This is a genomic window from Candidatus Endolissoclinum faulkneri L5 (assembly GCF_000510265.1).
Lineage (GTDB): Bacteria > Pseudomonadota > Alphaproteobacteria > Thalassobaculales > Thalassobaculaceae > Thalassobaculum > Thalassobaculum faulkneri_A.
The window spans coordinates 946,867-968,121 of record NZ_CP006745.1 but is presented as its reverse complement, the minus strand read 5'-3'; the positions used below and the strand labels follow the sequence as shown (position 1 = coordinate 968,121).

9 protein-coding genes and 2 tRNA genes are annotated in these 21,255 nt (G+C 31.0%); 3 read left to right on the top strand and 8 right to left on the bottom strand.

The window, feature by feature from the left end:
- Positions 1-837 precede the first annotated feature (837 nt).
- Entirely contained in the window at positions 838-2,298 is a 1,461-nt protein-coding gene (locus P856_RS02845; RefSeq protein WP_025300664.1) for a DEAD/DEAH box helicase, read from the top strand.
- A 49-nt stretch (positions 2,299-2,347) separates the two neighbouring features.
- Complete coding sequence (locus P856_RS02840; protein ID WP_025300663.1) at positions 2,348-2,557, top strand: cold-shock protein; 210 nt, start codon at positions 2,348-2,350, stop codon at positions 2,555-2,557.
- Positions 2,558-3,804: 1,247 nt separating this feature from the next.
- On the opposite strand, the gene thiM is transcribed toward P856_RS02840, so the two are convergent.
- The 4 genes from thiM to P856_RS02820 form a co-directional block, all read right to left on the bottom strand.
- Positions 3,805-4,590, bottom strand: a complete 786-nt coding sequence (gene thiM / locus P856_RS02835) for a hydroxyethylthiazole kinase (RefSeq protein WP_025300662.1) — start codon at positions 4,588-4,590, stop codon at positions 3,805-3,807.
- Positions 4,591-5,558: 968 nt separating this feature from the next.
- Positions 5,559-6,446, bottom strand: coding sequence for an RNA polymerase sigma factor RpoH (rpoH, locus tag P856_RS02830; RefSeq protein WP_025300661.1), 888 nt, complete (start codon positions 6,444-6,446; stop codon positions 5,559-5,561).
- A 133-nt stretch (positions 6,447-6,579) separates the two neighbouring features.
- On the bottom strand, positions 6,580-7,578 hold the full coding sequence (locus tag P856_RS02825; protein WP_025300660.1) for an RluA family pseudouridine synthase: 999 nt from the start codon (positions 7,576-7,578) through the stop codon (positions 6,580-6,582).
- 1,720 nt (positions 7,579-9,298) lie between these two features.
- Positions 9,299-10,213 (bottom strand): homoserine O-succinyltransferase, encoded by a 915-nt coding sequence (locus P856_RS02820; protein ID WP_025300659.1) that lies wholly within the window; start codon positions 10,211-10,213, stop codon positions 9,299-9,301.
- Positions 10,214-12,170: 1,957 nt separating this feature from the next.
- Here P856_RS02820 and P856_RS02815 point away from each other — a divergent pair.
- Positions 12,171-13,334 carry an ABC transporter substrate-binding protein gene (locus tag P856_RS02815; RefSeq protein ID WP_227028657.1) on the top strand — a complete coding sequence of 388 codons (1,164 nt, stop codon included), beginning with the start codon at positions 12,171-12,173 and terminating at the stop codon, positions 13,332-13,334.
- A 3,011-nt stretch (positions 13,335-16,345) separates the two neighbouring features.
- Here the strand turns inward: P856_RS02815 and msrB are convergent.
- From msrB to P856_RS02800, 4 genes are all read right to left on the bottom strand, one after another.
- On the bottom strand, positions 16,346-16,747 hold the full coding sequence (msrB, locus tag P856_RS04120) for a peptide-methionine (R)-S-oxide reductase MsrB (protein ID WP_047170281.1): 402 nt from the start codon (positions 16,745-16,747) through the stop codon (positions 16,346-16,348).
- Between the two features lie 1,272 nt (positions 16,748-18,019).
- Positions 18,020-18,094, bottom strand: a tRNA-Asn gene (locus P856_RS02810).
- Between the two features lie 69 nt (positions 18,095-18,163).
- Positions 18,164-18,237 (bottom strand) — tRNA-Cys (locus tag P856_RS02805).
- A 2,326-nt stretch (positions 18,238-20,563) separates the two neighbouring features.
- Positions 20,564-20,872, bottom strand: coding sequence for a 2Fe-2S iron-sulfur cluster-binding protein (locus P856_RS02800; RefSeq protein WP_025300657.1), 309 nt, complete (start codon positions 20,870-20,872; stop codon positions 20,564-20,566).
- Positions 20,873-21,255: the final 383 nt, after the last annotated feature.

Sequence of the window (21,255 nt, the reverse complement as noted above, 5' to 3'; positions counted from 1 at the left end):
AATTGCTTGTTGTTATGTGAGTTGCATCCGTCTAATTGCTTCTTAGATTGGTATTTTAAAAACGCATGGGCTCAGAACAATCAACCCTCTTCCTGAGTAGGAACAGGGATAAACTTTATCAGGAAAACTAACATTTTAGTCTATTCCTGGAATTATCAACTTTTATAATTTAGAAACTAAACTTTTGTAGTTGTAATACTGATTTTCTAAAAATCTGAAGAATAAACAAAGATAGCAGAATAGACTGTTTTTCAAGCTAAATCTTAAATAAAATTGAGCATTATAACAGTACTTTATCGCAAATATTTAGAGTATAGCAGGTTCGATGATATCTAATATAAATACCCTAACGTTTGTTATTTTCAAAGCATGAGATACCAAAACCCTCTATTAGAATTAGATGATTAAATTTTGATAATTTTTATCTACTTTTAAAATTTTGGTAAATCAGACCAACCACTAAAATAATATTAAGTACTACAACTAAAGTGCTGTAAATACTAATTATTTTAGAATAAACCTAATTAAGAAAGCTTCTTCTAGAACTATATAATGATGTGCAGTAAATCACAAGATTTACGAATTACCTTGCAATCCTGGCTGCAAGGCCCATGTTGCCCTAAACGAGTGGATTATCTATAAAGGGAGGCTGTAACGCGAATTCAGTAATATAACCTTATAATGTGAAGCCAGCATATTGCTATTATAATCTGCAAATTTATTACTGAGCCTTTGTGCCATTATAGGTTTATTATAGCAAGTGTTTGGCGTGCTCAATTAAAAAGTTTTTGGATACCGTCTGCTGTGACGGGATTAATGTAGAGTGAAAGATATCATTTGACCAATTTTAATGCTCTTGGTTTGGCTAAGGCTGTAGTTCAGGCTGTTTTGTCCGAAGGATATGACGCACCAACCCCCATACAAGTTAAGGCTATACCCTTCATTATTGAAGGACGTGATGTTGTTGCTGTTGCACAGACAGGGACTGGTAAGACTGCTGCTTTTCTTTTACCTTTGCTCAGTCGTTTGGATCAAATTGGTGGTATATCAAGACCAAATTGTACTAGTGTATTAGTGCTTTCTCCAACTCGCGAACTAGCGACTCAGATCCATCAAGCTATTTTGATCTATGGTAAAAATTTACGTCTACGCTCAGCCGTTATTATTGGTGGTGCAAAATCTTGTGTACAAATTCGCAAATGTGCCCCAGGCGTTGACTTTTTGGTAGCTACTCCAGGTCGATTGCTTGATCATATTAGGTCAGGTACTATAGATTTGACTAGTACTAGGATTGTTGTGTTGGATGAAGCTGATCAAATGTTAGATTTAGGTTTTATGCCAGCAATACGCAGTATATTATCGATGATACCGGGAAAAAGGCAAACGCTCTTATTCTCTGCGACTATGCCTTATCAGATCCGTGCTCTGGCCAAGGAATTTTTGACCAATACTTTTGAGATAGAACTGTTACCGGATGCTGTGCCGATTGATTTAATCAGACAGAGTATCGTGCAAGCGTCTCGCTCCAATAAAGGCAAAACGTTAATTAAAATATTGTCGGATGTTGCTGTTAAACGTGCCATTGTTTTCACACGAACTAAGCGAGCCGCTGATCATATCGCTCGATACTTGAGCAATGCTGGCTTTGAAAGTGACGCTATTCATGGTAACAGGAGTCATGCTCAGAGAGAGCGCGTATTGAAGAATTTTAAAGCCGGTAAATTTAGAATATTAGTTGCAACGGATGTTGCTGCTCGTGGTATTGATGTTATCGGCGTAACTCATGTGGTTAACTATGAATTACCTGTTGTCCCAGAGAGTTATATTCATCGAATCGGCCGCACAGGGCGAGCTGGCGCGGGGGGTGTAGCTATATCTTTGGTAGATAATCAAGAAATGGAGTTGCTTACTGCCATAGAGCGTCTTATTGGTCGATCTCTGTTAACTGATAAAGCTGTTGACTTTTGCAGACATAGATCACGTTTGGGCAGATTAACTAAAAAAGAAGTAAATTGCGATCGTCATCGCTCTGTTACTAATGTGCGACAAGTTAATGATAAGAATGATCTAAAACAACAAATTTTTGCTGGAAATTATCAAAAACAGATTAAAAATAGAGGCGTCAATCGATCGAAATACGCGCTTAAAAACGGGAAGCGGCAGAAGAAGCTAAATAACAAAAATCTCCAGAGAACGGAATGCTTGAACAGCAATGAACTTAATTCTGAGATTGTTCGATTTGCTGATCGCAAACCACCGCAGCGGCAAAGGACAGGGATTCCATTCTCCGGAACCTGAGCTGGCGGATTGGATACCAATCAACGTTAATATGAAAGGAGCTACAGTTATGGCCACTGGTACGGTGAAGTGGTTCAACACCACCAAGGGTTATGGATTCATTCAGCCGGAAGATGGCGGTGCGGATGTTTTTGTGCATATCAGTGCTGTTGAGCAGTCCGGAATGCATAGCCTGAATGAGGGCCAAAAAATCTCATACGAGTTACAATCGGATCCGCGTCGGAATAAGGTTTTTGCGGGTAATTTGTCAACTACTTAGGCCTTTAGGCTTTAGCAGAGATAGAATATAAAAAAAGCCTCGCTAATTAAAACTTGGTGGGGCTTTTTATACTTGACTTCAATGTTTCTAATTATTTCGATAAGAATGGTTTGTTGGTATTGATAACTGAAACTACACTACCGCATATCGAAAATATATGGTAATATCAAACTGAAATAAAAGATTAAATATCGTTAATTTGATTATACTGTTCTTGTGTTGGATAATAGAGAAAGCTGATGAGAGTATTAAATTATTTTTTAATTTAAAATTTGTAGTACATTGATGCGTCTGCTGCACTAGCTGTTTGATAGTTATAGTCGTAAGTATATAATTTTCTTATAGAGCTAGATTTTATTGAAGTAGTCAATTTAGATTAATGATTGTTTGACATATCAATGTATAACTTACATTCGCTCTTAACTTTATCTAGCATTAGCTAATTTTTCATTATAATTTAATCGATGATTAAGTTTTTAGTGATTTTGTTTACCAAGATAAAGATCAGTAGCTTAATCGAAGGTATCTTATAAGCGGCATTGATATAAAGGGACATTATTTAAGTACCTAGAATTATCTTTAAATTAAAATATTTTAAATTATTAGACTAATGTACGACAAATTGTAGCTTATTTTTTAGTGTTAGTGGATATGTAACAAGTAGTTGGCTTGCGGTTATCCTCAAAATCATGATAAATTGGTATATTTATTTTTAATCTGCATTAAATAGCACGTATATTACTATTATAGTACTGTTTTTATTATTATAGTTTTACTGGGATAATGTTACAAAATTAACTTGCTGTTGCGTAGACTAATTAAGATATTTTAACACAATAGCTCGACTAAAAGTAAATAATTTAACACGTTAGCATCGTTTTTGAAGAAGATAAAAGAGCAGAAAATTACTATTTGACTTTGATTATTGGTTTAATAAGACTAATTAAGTTTTGGATCAAATTATTAATTGACTATTTAGTCTTAGATTTGCTATAGATTTTATCTAAGGTAATTAACTTAAAATGATGTTGCTTTTTTTATTTAATTTGATGCAGATAACGTGGTACGCTGGTCGTTAGTAGTATACGTTGTAATGTTGCTTGTTTTGATTACCTTTGTGATAAAATTAAAGTAAAACTGTGAAATGGATGGTTTTAGGCGACGTCGGGTTTTTGATTGAGCTGTGCAGTTTGCAAATGTTGCTTATTTTAAAAATATGGAGTACAATTAAATTAATTGTTTGGCAATCAGGCCTCTTCAATTTTAATTTCATTATTAATCGCAGATGGTTTTATGCTATATAGCGCGTCAATCATGGCGGAATTGAAAGTAGCGGGTCCAGCTGCATATTGAGCAGCAATACTACCAGCGTAGTTAAAGCAAGCGTGAGCCGCAATCGTAGCACCAAAAGGTTGTTGATCAACTATAAATGCACCGATTACGCCGGTTAGTGCGCATCCTATAGCAGTTACCTTACTCATCATTTCACTACCGCCAAAGACTCGCATTGAGTGCTCACCATTGGTTATAAAATCAACTGATCCACTGACTGCAACTACTCCAGCAATACATCTTGCTAGCTGCTTAGCAGCATTTTCAGCATCTGTCACGGTATCAATAGAATCTACGCCTTTACCACGTCGCTTCCAGCTAGCATTTAGCGCTATGATTTCTGAGGCATTACCTCGCAGCACTGTTGGTTTAATTGCAAGTAAGCGCGATGCTAATTGATGGCGAAATTTAGTTGTACCCAAAGCTACTGGGTCTAACACCCAAGGTTTGTTTATTTTTGAAGCGATTGATGCAGCAGCAAGCATTGATTTTCCCCAGTCAGTATCAACGGTACCAATATTTATTGTCAGTGCATCAGCAATTTCTATAAACTCAGTTACTTCTTCCATTGAATGTACCATGGCTGGCGAAGCGCCAACCGCAATCTGCGTATTGGCAACCAGATTCATAGCAACAAAATTAGTAATATTTTGTACTAATGGTACCTTATGTCGCAGAATTTCAATATACGATGCCAGCATAGCTAATAGTGGTCTTTATTATAATTAATTTTTGGATAAAAGAGTTACTCTTATAGTTTAATCGAAAAATAGTTTAATCGAAAAAACATCTATTAATTTGTCAGCGAATAAGATAATAAAATTTTTTATCGTAAACAAGTGCACGATAGAGTGAAAGTATCACATTTAAGCTCACATTGAAATTAAAAGCATCTGATTTATTCAGTAATCTATCTATTACTCCATGCTCATGGTATTTTTACTTATATTTTGTAAATATTTTGTTTAAAAATTACTCTGTAAACAATTTTGAAAAAAATAATTAAATTATTTTGGGTTAAAATCTGATATAACTACAGGGATAGGCCTCAATTTCAATTGGGGTCAACATTAAGACATTATATAATAAGAAATATTTTATCTGATTGTATTTGAACTAAGAATATACTGACATTACTACCGCAATAATTTCTATTCGACTGCTTGTCTTTGCTTCATTGATAATCGATTTTTAATTTATTTTTATGTTTTTTCACGTTAAATGAAACAGCAAATTAGAATAATTTATAAAATTGTTTATGATTAATTTTTAAGCTGTTTGAATATCTGTAGTACAAGAAATTCATTCTCGCACGCAAATTTTTTATCGCACTTTAGCAATAACAAGCTTTTATACGGAAAAATAAATCTATTCTTCGGAATAGATTTATGGCTCTTAAAAAGAGCTGTGCTGATTTCTTAAAAAATACATCGAAATTTGTTAAAATGCTAAATGACAGAAAAACACTTCATTATAATTTATCATAACTTTTAAGCAATTAATTATATTTTCTTTATGTTATTTTTGATTAAAAGCGACAATTATCTAAAAATTATAAGTGCTGGTACTATTTGCAACAATTAACTTGACCTAACGTTAAAATAATTTTTCTCCGGCCTAAAATGTACAAAATTTTGACAATACACGATATTGCTTTGAGCAAGCCATATTACGGAATTTTTTGATCCATTGCTGCATTTCTGATTAACTTTTGTAATTTCTCAAAGGCTCTTACCTCTATTTGACGTACTCGTTCACGGCTAATGCTATATTCTTGACTTAGATCCTCTAGTGTAGTAGGATTATCTCTTAGGCGACGTTCTGTCAATATGTGTCGCTCACGATCTTTTAAACTATCCATTGCTTTGTTGAGAAGTAATAAGCGTTTATTTAAATCTTCATCCTCAGCTAAGCGAGTTTCCTGGTTGATTTGCTCGTCATCAACAAGCCATTCTAACCATTCACCTTCTCCATCAATTCTTAGTGGAGCATTTAATGAATGATCTGGGCTCGTTAGGCGACGATTCATAGATATTACATCTGCCTCTGCAACATCGAGGCGCTTGGCTATTGCTGTAACCTTTTCTGGTGGCAGATCACGGTCTTCAATAGCTTGCATTTGTCCTTTAAGCTTACGCAAATTGAAAAAAAGCTTTTTTTGAGCTGCTGTGGTGCCCATTTTAACAAGCGACCAGGAATGCAAAATGTATTCCTGAATAGATGCTCTTATCCACCACATTGCATAAGTAGCTAAACGAAATCCTCGCTCTGGATCAAAGCGCTTTACCGCTTGCATCATGCCAACATTACCTTCTGAAATTAATTCTGCAACAGGGAGTCCATAGCCACGGTAACCCATAGCAATTTTGGCAACAAGACGGAGGTGACTAGTTACTAACTTATGAGCTGAATCTGTATCTCCTTGCTCTCTCCAGTTTTTAGCTAAAATGTACTCTTCCTCCGGTTCTAGCATTGGAAAATTACGTATCTCTTGTAGATATCGTGATAGATTACCTTCTGTATTAATCGTGGGTAATGTGTTGCCGTTTGATTTCATGCGATTTCCTTTCGATTACAACTTTTTATAGTGCCGCATAGCTTAATACGCAGATAGATAAAGTGTCATTTTAGTATATCATATTAGTCTATTCTTAGATTTTAGCGTATTCAATGGGGATTTGATTGTATATTTAAGTTGTCTCCAGTACCTGTAGAAGTCTCGTTAAGTCCTCTGGAAGCTGACTTTTAAAAGTTAATGACTCGCCAGTTGCTGGATGATTAAACCCTAGTATAGTTGCATGCAGAGCTTGACGTGAAAGATGCCGAGCTATGTTGTGTGCAGTAGATGATCTACCTAATATTTCAACTTTATGGTATCGACCATAAAGTTGATCACCAATTAGCGGATGCCCTATATGGCTTAAATGAACTCGGATCTGGTGAGTTCTTCCTGTTTTTAGTTGGCATTCTAGTAAACTACCACCATTCATTCGTTTTAACGACTGATAATGAGTAATAGCATAACGTCCACTGTATCGATCAACCACAGCCATACGCTTACGATTTTTAGAATCGCGTCCTATAGGCAAATTAACAGTGCCATTTAGTGGAATTGGATTCCCGAAACAAATAGCTTGATATACTCGTTTTATATCATGGGCAGCAAAGCAAGTAGCCAAAGCGGCATGTGCCGTATCTGTTTTAGCTATTACCACTAGACCCGATGTGTCTTTGTCTATTCGATGTACAATTCCTGGACGGTGTACCCCATTTATACTTGATAAATGATCTCCATAATGATAGATCAGTGCGTTTACTAGGGTGTTGTTTAACGACCCAGGGGCTGGGTGCATAGACATACCAGCAGGTTTGTCTATAACTATTAGCTCTGAATCTTCAAATAAGATGTTCAAAGGTAGATTCTGAGCTTTGGGATGATAGATTTCCGGTAGGGGTTTTAAAAAAATTCTATACTTTGCGCCTGGTTTAACTCGAGATGATGGACTGGTTATTGTTTTTACTCCGTCACTAACTTTACCTTGCTTAATCAAAGACTTTAGCTGGGAGCGAGATAATTGTGTAGGTAAATTTTTTAGCTGCTTGCAAGCCATAGTAAGCCAGCTATCGATACGATCGGTTTGTAGTGTTGCCAATGCAGCAGTATCAACTTCGACAACAACACATTCCATATTCACGATTAACTATCCTTTATGCTGTTGTTCCATTATTTTTTTGTATACATATAAAATTAAAATTTTTTAGCAAAATAGCTGGATACTTCTTCATTACACTGTGGGCTATAGAACCAATCTAATCAATGTGTATAAAATACATTTTGTAAGTTGATTTTTCCTCGATCTGATTTTAGATTTTTTAAATAAATTGCATTACAAAGGTTGTGACATTATAGATCCTAGCAAGTTTTACTGCAAAAACTTTAGGTAAATGCTTAATATTTATTTTGATAACCCATTCCAGGATTTTTGCGCAATAGCTTTTATAAAATTATATAATGTGACTCTCGATTATTGGTTTTATGATTTAAAATTCCTCAAGAACTAAGGAATAACAGAATTATTTTACGAATTAATACAATACAAGTTATCGAAGCATAATTAATAACTTTCTCTTCAAGAAGGTTATTAATTATCTTAGACTACGGAGTAGATTTGCCCCAAACTACTTTAGTGGTCATATTTTTAGTCATATGATAATTAAGAGTATCTCTGGTAACACATACGATATAACTTATAGAGTACTTAAGTATAGTATATAATGCTCGTTATTTGATTGTGTATTACTTTTAAAGTAGAACAATATTTATTAATAATTGCTAATCGATTTACGTTTTTGTATAATTTTAATTTATCATAAAGCTAAGTAATTTGTAATAAAATGTATTCTGCTGATTGCAGAAAGAAAAATTATGAATAAACTAGGTAATAACCCTGCACCTGCTAAATGTATTAAATTTAGCTCAATCTGAAATTTTTTGGAGAGATTTACTCACGTTGCTTAGTTTTTGTGCCTATTGCACCAATTTATCTTTACATTCTTTGCATAAACAGTAGTATGTTATGCTTTCTTCTCTTTGGGAAGAAAGCATAACATACTACTGAAAAAGCTAAGTTCGCTAATTTATGCATTATTTTATTAATAGTATCTGCTACAATCTTACGTCGCTGATTTTGGCTGTTTTTAACTAAAATTTTAAAATAATCGTTCTAGCATTACTTAATAATCTATTCTTATGCATTGATATTACGCGTTTTCTTAGTTTTTAATTACAAATTAATAATCTATGTTATTCTAGTAAAATTATGCATACAAAGTATTTCTTTTTGTAGAAAAGTAATCTTTACTGTAATGCACTAGACGAAGATCTTATCACTCAAAGTGAGTTTTTATTTTGTTCTTTACTAAGCGCTAATGTATCTAAAAGATTGTTGTTAAGTTTAACAATTAAACTTTTGGAGGCTGTTATAGTTTTTTTTAATCATTAAATAGTATTTTTTTTGCAAAAACTTATTTTGCTTTTATTGTTAAATGTCGCTTGCTTTTTTTTAATATTAGGCTTTACAATATACTTGGGATGTTTAGTTGTGGTGTTATTTACTTGTTTATGAGATAATGGTGTAATAATCCTGCATCAACATTAATGGAACGTTACTATATACATAACATAATTTTTTTAGTATCTTCGAGATTAGTGGATCGACATGATTATTTGACTTCGATTGTATAAAGGGTTATTTGATAATATAATTTGTGAGCAAAAATGCAAAGACAACGTTTTCCTGATAGTGATGAAAACTTGCTTTGAGCGAATATGGTAATAATCCGTCAATCCCCCGATTGAGGATTTTTCTTAGCATTTTATTAAACGAAGTACTATGCGATCGAACCAAACTATTCACCTTCTTTAAGGTCAAACGGTGTAGTTTGGTAAATATCATTAAGCCAGTTGCAAAACAATAACTTAGCTTCATTATGCCATCGATTTTTGGGGGGTAGGGATGTATCATTATTAGGGAAGTAATCGTGAGGCATTTCTGTAGATTCGCCTCGCTCCAAATCGCGAAAATACTCCTCACTTAAAGAAAACAAATCATATTCAATATGATTAAACATGTGCAGTGATTTATGTTGCGGGTCGTCTAGTAAGCATAGGCCAGTATCTTTCGAGACCATTAAGGTTTTTATTCCGCTGTTGACTGGGATATCCTCAGCTCGAACTTCCGTCCAACGGGAAGTTGGAATAACAAAATTATCTGGAAAACCAAGCAAATACTGCGAGGTTTGATCTAATGCGTAATTACGGAATACACCAAAAGCTTTTTTCGATAAATCGTATTTTTGCATCCTGTAAAAATGGTAAAGAGCTGCTTGTGCTCCCCAGCATATGTTAATGCATCCATGCACATTAGTTTGAGTCCAGTCAAAAATGTGACACATTTCCTCCCAGTAAGTAACTTCCTCATACTTTAGCCTTTCTATCGGTGCTCCAGTAATAATAAATCCGTCGAATTGCTGGTTTCGAATATCCTCCCAGTTTCGATAAAAGGAGACGATGTGCTTGTTTGAAGTGTTACGGGAGATGTGATTCGTGATTTTCACTAAAGTGAGATTAACTTGAAGTGGCGTTGCTCCTAAAAGACGAGCAAACTGAGTCTCTGTGCGAATTTTATTTGGCATCAGATTTAACAAACCAATTTTAATTGGTCGTAGACTCTGACGAACTGCAGTAGATTCGTCGATCACTATGACTCCTTCTGCTTCTAGCTGAGTTCGAGCGGGTAGGTTGCGTGAAATCTTGATAGGCATTACCAGTTTTTACCCTCATCTAAAAATAACTAAACTAGAGAAATAGCCAATTTTTAATTTGAATTTTATATCAATGAGCTAAATGAATATAACGCTAAAGTTGTAATACTTTAATATAAAGGCAAATTTATCAATGCTTTCCTAAATTTTTTTATTTAAAAGATTATTGATCCATATGCGAATAAGAAGTTTATTATATTTTAATTATAAATTATTCTATCTTGGATCTTAACTAATAAAATTATAAATTTTCCCTTTATTTGCATCTAGCTAAAACAAAACATTAATTCAAAGCTAGCCTTTGCTTATAGCAGTAAAAAAAATTACTCCTTTGATGAAGTATTTACTTAACTTTTCATCTATTTTATAACTCACTTGAGTGACTAAACGTGTGACAATGCATTTTGATGAAAAGTATGTATATCTATTTGATAGATTTAAACTTTAATTTAGCAAATCATACATATTGCATGTTTTTAAATTAAAGTTTAAGATAAATTTTATATAAAGATGTAATTGTATAATTTTGTTTTTTATTATTTTAATTTTGTATAGAGGTAATCAAGTGTCGCTTGGTTAGCATTATAGGTTTAATTTTTACCTATTCCAGGTAAGTCAACAGGATGATGGTTTTTATATATCATGACTAAGTAAATTGAATAACTGCTACAGTATAGATTATTAAATCTAAACTATATTGGATAGATTTTTACGGCTCCCTAATAAGTTAGATTATTTATTACTACGCAAAATAATTTCATACTTGCTTACGGAGTTAATCCTAGGCTAGGAAATTGATAATAGGAGAGATTATTATTGTTAACTTAGCTTGTTGCATTTGATTATACAATCTTTTAATTGTATCTCTTATGTTCGTAATTAAATAATTTGTTTAAGTATTAATTATAGGTCATTTTTGATCTTATTGTACTGAATAGTTAATTTTATACTAGTTGTTTGTTTTTAATTAACTATTAAAATGATAAGAGCTAGACATTAGCTAGTTTAATGAATAATTTATTTTTAATGATTTTTGTTTGAGAAAATTTATTAATATTTTAAATTAGTTAATCTATCCCACTCAAATTAGTCTTTGGATAATTATTGTATTACAAGTAATGATTAATGAAATATTTTAATTGCTATGACAGAAAGCAGTTTAGTTTTTAAAATTACAAGGGATAACTAACAAAATGTTATTTTTATAAATTTCTGTCTATAGTTCTTTTTAGATTATGTAGGTATGGTATTGTGATAAATTTATTCTATTAATGGATCTGCTTACTGATATAAAATGCAGAATGCATTTAACATTAAATTTATCAGCTAGTTAATGGATTTAATGATACTAGCAATAATTGCAAGCAGCGATGAAATGCGCTTGCTAATTCTGTTTTTTAATTGGTCATGCTGAAGTCTTAATTTTTACTTATTTAATGCGGATTAATTGGAACATTGTTATTGACATATTAGAGACTGATTCAACATGTTTGATGCAGTTTTTGTGTTGATGTATAACCATAATATATCTAATAATTTTTGCGATCGCCGGAAGCGAGAGAGGTGAAAATTAATAAAACATCTTAACGTTTTTGCGTTGTGGTTCATCATTCATCAATGATGATAGTAACTATAGACTGAGGAAAATGTTAGCTATTATTAGCTTGTGTGATTGATTATTTTTAGAGATGTGTTATAAATCTAACTATGTATAGTAGTATTGCCTCTAGCCTTCTTAAGTACATTTGTATAATTTTATTCTTACAATGCTGTAATTAAAGTTACGCAAAATTATATACCTTTGTAAAAAATTATATACTTTTGTAATATAATTATATTATCATCACAATTCACAAGTTGCATAAAAACGCAATTCTACTCATTCATCTCAGATGAGTTAAAGATTTTTTTTAAAGTGAAATTATTTTTACAATTTACTAAACTATTATTATTGTTGTTGTTTGCTGTATTCTTGTCAGCTGCTGTCCCCATCCAAGATTACTGCAAAATAGGTATGCTTCAAGGATTTACTGGCCCTACCGAGTCTTTAGTTATTCCGATAGTGTCGGGCGGTGAATTGGCCATTGAAGAAATTTCTGACAGTGGTTTATTTCTTGGCGGAAAGAAGATACTCTCAGTAAGAGGCGATACTACTTGCATAGATACTGCAGCCGCTACAGCTACAGCTGATCGTTTAATCACATTAGAGGGAGTAGCAGGTATAATCGGTACTACTTGCTCTGGTGCAACTACGGCCGTTCTTAATAACGTTGTAAGACCACATGGCGTTGTTATGATTTCTCCATCCGCAACATCCCCAGCACTAAGCCTCCTTGAGGATGACGGTTTGTTTTTTCGCACTGCTCCGTCTGATGCTCGTCAAGGAGAAATTATTGGAGATATTTTATTTGCTAAGGGGATTAAGTCTGCGGCTCTTACTTACACAAATAATGATTATGGGAAGGGTCTTGCTGAAGCTATTCGGGCATCTTTTGAAAAGAATGGTGGCAAAATTACTGTTGTTGTTGCTCATGAAGATGGGAAAGCAGATTATACAGCTGAAGTCGCTACTATGGCTTCGGCTGGGGGGGATATATTAATTGTAGTAGGATATCTAGATCAGGGCGGCAAGAGAGTAATCCAGGCTGCTATGGATACCGGTGCTTTCGAAAAATTTATGTTACCAGATGGTATGGTTGGTGATTCCTTGACTAATACTTTTGGTAAAACTATGGACGGATCAATTGGTATTGTACAGGGCAATGATAGCCTTGGTTCGAAGATGTTAGTTGAGCTTGCTAAAAGGAAGGGATTTAATGGAAACGATCCTTATTTTAGGGAAGCATATGACGCATGCGCAATTATGCTGCTTGCTATGCAGTCCGCTGGTACTACCGATAGCAATGTATACAAATACCATATAAATAAGGTTGCCAACTCTCCGGGCGAGAAGATTTATCCTGGTGAGTTGGCTAAAGCACTAAAAATTCTTGCTGATGGTGCTGAAATTGATTATGTTGGCAGTACCGCTGTGGAATTGATTGCTCCTGGCGAATCCTTTGGTAGCTTTAGTGAAAAAATTATTATTAATGGCACCTGGAATACAGTTTCGTATCATTGAGTGCCTTAGAATAAGTTATTTATCTAGTTGTCATATTCTAGTTGTTGTTAACTTCGATTGAAGATGGATACTTAGCTGAATTTTAGCTAAAAACAAATAGATAAAATTGTTTGCTTAAATATTATTTTGAAGGTTTAAGACGCAACAAGTAAAGTAGTTAATTGGATTTTAACCATGTAATAGAAAATTTCTATTGCATTAGAATCTGCTGTATATAGCTTGTTCATGCAAATCTTAATAGATGTTTTTCAAATTTCTAATGTACTTTAATAAAAGATAGAATAAGGCACATGCGATCAACGCATATTATTTAATATAGTATTTTATATTATACTTAGTAAGTTCTATCTATCGATAGATAAAGTAAACTTAAAAAAATAAATGGTGGATTATTAAGTTATTCATTAGCTATAAAAAATTTTATGAATTTAAATTCATAATTACTACAAGTTATTATATTATGCTGAAATAATGCTTTTATCTAAGCGTGATTTTTTTTAACTACTATCTATTGCTCATTAGTATATGGTGTTTTTAGTTTAAAAAGTACTTAGTAAAACAACTAGGAAGTAGAAAATGCAAAGGTAAAAGCTTTTAAGCTAAAGATCAAACGAATAAAATTATTAATTTATATAAAATAAAAATTGAGTAATATAATGTTGAGCTTAATCTTTTTCTTTACAGTTGTTATTTAAAATATACTATTCTATAAAATAGATTATATTAACGGATCAATCAATGCTTTGCTTTTGCTAGACTAAAGCTAGTTTTTAGCATTTGTATTTACGTAATATGCATAAATTATAAACTTATTCGCTTGTATTGATTCGATAGCTAATTTGCATGACTAACAATAATTTTGAATGAAATCTTTCGCTAGAAAAAAGGAGTAGAGTTATAGAAAATGATTATTCATTATATTTTAACCCTTTAATGATATAATAAACTTATAATTTCCTTTAGGATCTGTTATTATACGTAATGAAGATCACTATTTATCTTATCTGCTTAAACTTGACGAGATCAAATAACCTACCAATCTCTTTAAATTTTTGATTTGTTATTTGAAGCCAACAATCAGTTTTAATATTTAATTTTTGAAGCAATTATAAAGTACTTTTTATTTATTTTTCTAAATGGATAGTATCCCTTATTAGGCGAGCTATAAGCAATTATAGCCAAATGTAATATAATTACATTTGATTTTTTTCTTAAAAATAGTATAAAATATGTTGAGCTATTTTATACTTGCTTATTTATTAAAATAATGTTTTAAGCTATTTTATTTTTTTTGCACTGTTACGGCTTGGGCGCTAAGCAGATAAAGCATAGTTTTGCTGTTAAAGTAAAATTAAGTCTTATTTAATCGGATTGATTAAATATTGTTGTATTTTTTTTAGATTATCCTCTCCACCAAGCAATTACAGTGCAAAAAATATATTCTAATTTAGAATAGAACTTGAGAAGTGAGCTATTAAATAGCTGTATATAATTCGAACCTAAAATAAAGATTATTCTATGTTTAAATTAATTTAAAATTTTAAAATTATTTTTTTTTATTAGACTAATGAGATTAACTAAATTCTATGATCGTATTCAATCAAATTAAGTAATCAAAATTATTTGGTATAATGCTGTTTATATTTGTTTCACAACTTATTATTGTATTAATAATAAGTTGTTTGTTATTCTGATTGCCTTTGACCTGTTATAATATCTGATACAGTCAATCATTGATATATTTTTGATTATTGATATTAGAGTGTTAATGGCGTGCTTTAACTAAAGGGCAAAAATTTTAGTAGTTAATAAGGTTAGGCTTAATAAATTTATAATGCCAATTATTTATTAGCTCAGCTCTTGTGTTTATTAGACTATTGTATTATCTTCTACACATAAATTCATATTTTTAAGTATTACTCATATAACGAGTAATACTTAAAACAAGAAGTAATCAGTATTAGAAGTTGATTTTATGAACATATAATCTTAATAATCGACGGAAGTATTCATTAGTAAAAAATAATTTTCAGATACTTTTGTACGTTAGATATAATTGATATTATGGGCATTAATACTTCTTTTAGCTAGATAAATTAAGATTTTTCTTCTTAATTTTCTTTAATCTTTTACAAAAACTATACTTTTATTGGATAGGGTATTTACGCGAATAGCGAGTTTTAATTAATAATTAACGAATAATTTAACTAACTTTTTATGATTTGCAATAGCTTAAGTGCATTCGCATATCATTACGTAACGAAGTTAATTATTGTAATGTTTTATCAGAGATTTTTTATAACTTAAGATTATAGCAAATTGTCTCTATTGAATTTAGATATTCACTTATGGCTAATTGTATAACTGTTAGGTTGTTTTAGTAACAGATAAATTAGTATTTACTATTTGTACATTATGGTACTTAGTGCAGTCATGCGCCTTTAATTAAGCATAAAAACAACTATCTGAATCTTTTATTTAGATAAAGTTCTTTTGATTAATCCTATTTACTCAAGCGAAATATCAAAAACTATCTAAATAATCCGGTTATTGCAAATTATAAGAAATTTTTTATTTATATATTTCTTAAGTTGCTTGGTGTTTTATACAAATGAGAAAATAGGCACTGCATTTAAAATAATAATTTCAATCACAGTTTATTTTAAACTCTTATATTAGGTCTAGGACTTTTAAATAAAAAGATTTATTAGGTTCCATTAAAATTGTATAATTTCTTTTCAAAATATAGCCGAAGCGTATTGTATATATCAAAAAATATCTTTTACAAATATTAAATCAAATAGAGTGTGTTTTTAAGGAAAAGCAAAAATTAATCAAGGATTAAGTTTAATTCATTTTAATGCAAAAATATTACTAATTTCTATTAATCATCTCGATTAATAGATTTGATGTGTTAATCTAAGGCTAGTTTAGAATAAGATTTTAAATTTATCATATAGACAACTCACTAATAATAAAATTATTAGCATATTTGTGCGCCAATTTGTGTATTATATTTTCGATTTTTTTAGATTTATACTGGTTGAGTTTATACAGTACCGTAGCCCTGTGGGCGGGGGGCCATCTGAGAATAAATGTCCAAGATGAGCTCGACACTTACTGCAGTGTATCTCTTTGCGTTTCATAGAGAAAGAGTAGTCTATCTTAGTACCGATTGCGCTGTCTACAATTGGAGACGAGAAACTAGGCCAACCCGAAGCGCTTTTGTATTTAGTATTGCTGTCAAATAATGGCTGATCGCAGCATACGCATGCATATATTCCCTGTGTTGTGGTTGTGTAATATTTATTCACGAATGGCTGCTCAGTTCCATGCTCTCGTGTGACTTTATACTGCTCAGGAGTTAATTCAGATTTCCACTCAGAATTAGACTTATTGATTTTATTTATCATTTAATCCGCCGTAATTTTTTTTGTATTGTAACCATACATTCGTAGAATACACAAGTTAAAGGTTTAAATATGTGTGGCATATTATAATTGATAATTATCTTAAATGAATCTATATCCATTAGCAAATTAAGGAAATATAGCTTGTATCGTGTTATGTTCTTGTTTTACACTAGTTCTGCTGTAGTCTTTTGATCGTCACGTGTAAAATTGCACACTTGCCTACAGTATAATAGAACTTTCTTAACTATGAATTAAACTTTGACTCTGGGTTATACTATAAAAATAATTAGACGCTGTTGTTGCTTAGATACACTTCTGCTCTGCAGAGAGAATCGAAAAATCATGATCAATATTATAATATTTATTGTTCTTTATAATGCAACGAGTGGTTTATTAGAGTATTTATCTAATAAACCATAGTCTTCAGGTATACAATTCGATTTGAGCAGTAGTTAATCGCAGTATCGTGTTTTCCAGATAATCTTCTAGCAAGATAAAAGCTGCTCTTTCATCTCTTACATGATTAGCGGCTTGCCTTTTTAAAAAATCCCTCTTGGATTAAGTATACTTATGGCTTTAATTAACAACTATGTAAGTATGAATTTGAATCATCTATCACTAATTTTTACATGGCAATATCATTTTTGATATGCTTCCCAATATAATGCAAATAAATCACTGTCTTTAACTAATACTAATCTTATATAAGATTAGTATTAGTTAAAGACAGCTAGTTGTATATTTGTTATATTAACTGTTCGTACATAGCCAATAATAATCAAAACTTAAGATTGGCTAAGATTTTAGCTGCTAACTGAAGTTTACTAATCATCATAGAATATGATTTTGATGTTCTTGGCATGATGCTATGTGAATAATATTCAACTAATTTAAAATCTAGCCTTGATAAAGCTAATATATTCTCCAAATTTTTTATTTATAATGTAGTTATATTTCAAAATAATCTTTAACTTACATGCAAATTAAGTTTTAAATAATCTAGTATTGAGTGTTTCACTAAGAGTAACTCACTCTTGCTGTTGTCTAAATATAGAAACAATATAGCTTGACGATTATCTTCATTATAAAAGATTCTACGTCATTTTCTGATACCACTAATAGCATAGTATCAATTGGTTTGATAGGCTTTTAATTATTCTTTAAAGTTAAAATTTTTAACAAAATAATATTTTACTAATTTAGTACTAAGATGATATCAATTTTCGAAAACAAAAAAACTAATTTAACGACCTACGGTATCTAATAGACAAATGGCTCCCGGGGAGGGATTCGAACCCCCGACCAAGCGGTTAACAGCCGCCGACTCTACCACTGAGCTACCCGGGATTAGATGTCAAGGTTGTACAAGTTGTTTCTAAAATTATAGCTTAAGATAAACAACTTATCTTTCTTCTTTGGAGGCCCCGACCGGTATCGAACCGATGTACAAGGATTTGCAGTCCTTTGCATAACCACTCTGCCACGGGGCCATCTAGAGGCTAATACAAATTGATACTTAAAGTAGTAGGAAAATATAAGATCTTTTCTTAATTTAAAAAATCGATAGCATACAAAGCGGCTGTTAAATAAAATTAACAATTTTTATGTTCATCATATAGTATATAATACAGCCTAAAGAATTCTTTTGGTAATTGCATATTAAACAATATGCAATTATTTCAAGCACATGCAAAGATTACTCTTGTTGAATAAAGATAAAATATATATTTTCCCTAATATGGTTAATTGATCATGGTAGTTATTTAACAACAGATAGCTATTTTATACTAAGAATGAACGGTTGTTACTTACTAAATCCCATTAAATTAATTTTTGATAAATCAGAGTTACCTTTGAATGTTAATCTGCTAGGCTATGATAATACCAAAAGTATGATGTTTTTGTCCTTGATTTTGTTAATCACTAGTACTAGCCATGACCAATTAATATAATGAGTAATTGGACTTGTTATTCCTATAATAATTGCCTAACTTAATCACAAATAAAATAGTAAACACTAACTCATCAAGGGTAATTATAGCAATTTCTAAGTAGCTAATATAGCAAAACATATGTTTTTTACAATTCTGTTTTAAATAAGAAATAAACTAACAACCAATTAAAATGATTTTATCAGAAAATACTAGTTTACATAACTGACCTAAATTTTTGTATCAGAGATGCAAAAATAAAATGGCTAATTACGTTTTTAAGCGGTAGAGCTTAATAATGTTAGATGCAAAATACAATATTATTTTTTGATTTAGCCCGTACATTGATCATAGAAGATTCAAAATTTCATTTCTAAAGCTAGTATATTTATATTTTAATAGTAAATTCAATTACCTAAATAAGTATTATTTGTGTATATGAATCAAGTAAAGATATTAACTTATTTTATTATTTACATTTTTAAATAATAAAATAACAAAACTCTATCTTGACCAGTATAATGTTTCTTATGAAAATCTAATTTTATTATTTCATTAAATCATTATCGCTTCACAAAATCTTTTTCTAGAAACAGTATTCAAAATATCTTTGTACCAATAAAAATTAATAATCAAGTTTACTACTAAAATACTACACTCAAGTTGAGCTTAATTATATAAAAATCTAAAATTATATTTTTAAAGCTTTGTAGTTAAATAAATAATTGTAAAAGCAGAGCTATTATCTAGCTTTAAATAGAATTTATTAATAAGAAATAATTTTTTTTGTATAGTTTATATCATTTATCAAAACTGTAGCTTTATATTATATCTTGAAATAATGTAATAGAAATGATATTATCAAAGTGTTTAAAGTAATAATGAAGCAATTTAATTTTTAGTACTCTAAAAAAACTGTTTGATATTAACTTTGATGAATAATAGGTTATATATTTATGTGATACAAATGGATCAAATGCTTTTTGATACATTGATTTGGATCTTGCAATGATCTGACAAAAATGTGAATTAGAAATCTCTTTCTATGAAAAGCAAAATACTTACATCGTACTTTTCCATATATTCTTGAGAGTATAAGATTCATGCCCCTATACTTGATTAAATTACTAACTTGATTGTAAGACAAAATCACAAGGTAGTATAGTACTATAGTTCGTGATAGCTTCCATCAGTATTGTATATTGTAGCTATATTATAGGTCAGATTGATTAGCTTACAGTATCAATAAACAATATTCCTCATTGTAATAAGCAAGAAAATATTATCATGGCATACAAAATCTTTACTGTAATTTTTCTTCAAGAACAATATGCAGTTTTACCAAACACATCGCTTAATGCAGACAATATATTATTTGCATGAAATACAGTAACTTATTCATATTGAATAATCTTCAACTTATCGTATTTATTGTTGAATTCATACTCAAACACAAATTCTTCATTTTTAAAATATAAAGCAAAGTCACGATAGGTGCATTTATAAAAAGTGAATTTAATTTCTCCCTATCAATAGAACGAACTACTACTTAATAGTAAAATCAAAGGCTTGCATAATAGATTATGCAAGCTAATTAAGCGATTTTATTTAACAATAAAGATTAGTTAAAGATTAGTTTTTTATATGAATATAATCAAGGTATAAGAAGCTTAGCTCTTAGTAGATGTAAAACTTTACTAATAAGGTATTTATAATCAATCATCGTTTAAATTCACAAATCGAATAGGACATTAATTAATAAGCTAAAATAATCACTAGATAAACAATAACTTTATGATGTTGCTGAATTATTTTTTGTATTTTATCGCTCGATAAACATACTCCCTCATGCGTTATCAAATCGTTATTTATTTAAATTCACTAGTTACTCAGGCGCTAGTTTCATTTTGAGCCCATCTAAATGTTTGTTGAACAAAATTTGACAAGAAAGCCGAGAATAGCCACTAACCTCAAATGCAAGATCTAGCGTGTTGTTCTCTTCTTCACTTTGTGGTTCCAGCTTGTCCAACCATTCATGATCAACGTAGACATGGCAAGTAGCACAAGCACATGCACCTCCACATTCCGCAGTAATTGGTAGACCGGAATCACGAATAATCTCCATTATTCGCCATCCCGGAGTTGCTTCAAGTTCGTGCTCTCTACCCTCCCTATCTATTACATAAATTTTCATCTTGTTTCCCTCAGATGAGTATGTATCTCTAGCATAAAGTTTTTGCTAGATTTAGATAAATTTTAACCTTTTTTATTAGATAGTAACATGTAGCTTTTTTAGTTAAATATTGCAATTATTTAACTTGCTCGCGAGAAGGATAAGTCTGTTTAAAAATAATAGATATTTGTTAATTGCATTTGTTAATTGCTGTCTTATAAATCAATATAACTAGATATAACTAGATATAACTAGATATAACTAGATATAACTAGTTATATTTTAGCTTTTCTTAAAATTTAAAGATTAAACTTTATAATTGTTAAAATATAAATCTATTAAACTAGAAGTAATGGCGGTTACTTTATCTTTAATTTTGACATATTGCTACTGTATTTATTATG

Coding starts and splice junctions, on each gene's coding strand:
- P856_RS02820 (WP_025300659.1), bottom strand. CDS start 10,213: ATGCCTATCAAGATTTCACGCAACCTACCCGCTCGAACTCAGCTAGAA.
- P856_RS02800 (WP_025300657.1), bottom strand. CDS start 20,872: ATGAAAATTTATGTAATAGATAGGGAGGGTAGAGAGCACGAACTTGAA.
- P856_RS02825 (WP_025300660.1), bottom strand. CDS start 7,578: ATGGAATGTGTTGTTGTCGAAGTTGATACTGCTGCATTGGCAACACTA.
- P856_RS02840 (WP_025300663.1), top strand. CDS start 2,348: ATGGCCACTGGTACGGTGAAGTGGTTCAACACCACCAAGGGTTATGGA.
- rpoH (WP_025300661.1), bottom strand. CDS start 6,446: ATGAAATCAAACGGCAACACATTACCCACGATTAATACAGAAGGTAAT.
- msrB (WP_047170281.1), bottom strand. CDS start 16,747: ATGATAAATAAAATCAATAAGTCTAATTCTGAGTGGAAATCTGAATTA.
- thiM (WP_025300662.1), bottom strand. CDS start 4,590: ATGCTGGCATCGTATATTGAAATTCTGCGACATAAGGTACCATTAGTA.